This window comes from Leucobacter sp. M11 (genome assembly GCF_035726885.1).
Classification (GTDB): Bacteria; Actinomycetota; Actinomycetes; order Actinomycetales; family Microbacteriaceae; genus JAPFRB01.
Genome location: NZ_JAPFRB010000001.1, coordinates 329,337 through 330,380 on the forward strand (window position 1 = coordinate 329,337; position 1,044 = coordinate 330,380).

2 protein-coding genes are annotated in these 1,044 nt (G+C 76.1%); both read left to right on the forward strand.

What is annotated here, in order from left to right:
- Nucleotides 1–404 (forward strand): oxidoreductase (locus tag OOT08_RS01630; protein WP_442916152.1); only part of this gene is annotated, 404 nt, incomplete at its 5' end.
- 47 nt (nt 405–451) lie between these two features.
- Nucleotides 452–1,044 (forward strand): DNA glycosylase AlkZ-like family protein (locus tag OOT08_RS01635; protein WP_325090829.1); only part of this gene is annotated, 593 nt, incomplete at its 3' end.

The following is a 1,044-nucleotide window of genomic DNA, read 5'->3' on the forward strand; positions in this document are numbered from 1 at the left end:
CGCAGCCCGCGATCCCCCTCTTTGTTCGCGTCTCCGCGTCGGAGTGGCGCGAGGACGGCTTCACCCCGGCGGAGGCTCGCACGGTTGCCGCGTGGCTGGCCGAGGACGGCGTAGACCTGATCGACGTGTCGAGCGGCGGAAACGTGCCGGATGCCCCGATCCAGATCGGCCCGGGGTATCAGGTGCCGTTCGCGGCGACGGTGCGGGAATCGGGGGTGCCGGTGTCCGCGGTGGGCATGATCACGAGCGCGGCGCAGGCGGAGACGATCCTCCGGGCGGGGCTGGCCGATGCGGTGTCCGTGGGCCGCCCCCTGCTGAGCGACCCGCACCTGCCGCTGCGCTGGGCGCGCGAGCTGCGGGCGGAGCCGCCGGTGCCGGCCTCCTACTGGCGCGCAGGGATCTGATCCGGGTGCCGTTCCGGGCGACTGCGGCCGAGGTCCTGGGGTGGCGGATGCGCGCCCTCGGCCTGACCGCGCCCCTGCCCGGCAGCGCCGCCGGGGACGCCCCCGCGCGCGTGGCCGCGGTCGCGTCCCGGATGCTCGCGGTGCAGGGCCAGGACTGGTGGGGCGGCCGGGCCGCGCTCGGACTGCGCGCCGCGGACGCGACGCTCCAGGACGTGCACGCCGCGTTCAACGCCGGGGCGATCGTGCGGTCCTGGCCCATGCGCGGCACCCTGCACCTGCTGGCCGCCGAGGACATCGGCTGGATGCAGGCGAGTACGAACCACCGGGTGCTGCCGGGGGCCCCGAAGCGGCGCGCGACCATCGGGCTGACCGAGGCGAACCTGGACCGGATGACGGAGCTCACCATCGCGGCGTTGCAGGGCGGCCGGGCACGCAGCCGGGCCCAGCTCAGCGACGCCTGGCGTGACGGCGGGGTGGCGGTGCAGGGCCCCTGGCGGTACCACGTGATCTGGTGGCTCGCGCAGACGGGCGTGATCTGGTTCGGCCCGACCGCGGATGGCGGGGAGCCGCTCGCGGTGCTCGCCGCCGAGTGGATCCCCCGCCCGCGATCGCTCGACGGCGACGAGGCTCGCGCGGAGCT